Source organism: Vibrio sp. 1288, from assembly GCF_033344475.1.
The window spans coordinates 1-674 of the sequence record NZ_JAWPOX010000584.1; the positions used below are offsets into that span (position 1 = coordinate 1).

Below are 674 nucleotides of genomic sequence, written 5' to 3' on the forward strand. Positions count from 1 at the left end.
ATCGAGCGTTTGATGTATCTATTTGTCCTTTACACCATTTGTATCTCACACCGCTTCTTGTTTGAAAAACACATTGTTTTAAAACGCAAGACCTCGTGTTGACTGCTATTCACTTGGCCCAACCCTCTGATTCAATCTTGGTATAACCAGATACAGTAAGTGTAAACAAAATGTTAAATTGTGCTTTAATTCGACTTTAACCCATCAGTAAAGTTTTGCTTACACCCCATTTTCGCAGAGTAAAAGACTGGTTTCTTATATTATTCATTTCAAAGGCTGAATTTAATCACCTTCATTTCTTACAAAGTGGCAACAAAATTGGGCTGTGAAATTTGACAAACAAAGCTAAAGTATTTGAGTGTCGTAGATTTATTTGTTGCAGAAAGATAACTTCTTCCCAATCAGACGGAATCAAGGTAGGGTGGCAGTCAATTGAAGAAGTTTGGATTCCAACGTGCCTAAGCGGCGTTAATTCGAACCTAGTGTGGCTCAGTGTTTAGATGGCTACACGGGCTTTGAACGACGGGGGAGTGCAACACTTAGAATTCAGATTGGAGAAGTTATGTACCACGTTCACGTTTACTTTCCTTTGCAACAATTGGAAAAAGCACAAGCTCTGAATGAGATCATCCGCCAAGAGCGTCAAGATGTGTTGCGCGTGTATCCATTGGTCG

1 pseudogene is annotated in these 674 nt (G+C 39.8%); it reads left to right on the forward strand.

What is annotated here, in order from left to right:
* Positions 1-562 precede the first annotated feature (562 nt).
* Positions 563-674 (forward strand): annotated as a pseudogene (locus R8O11_RS28165) (DOPA 4,5-dioxygenase); the annotation flags it as partial.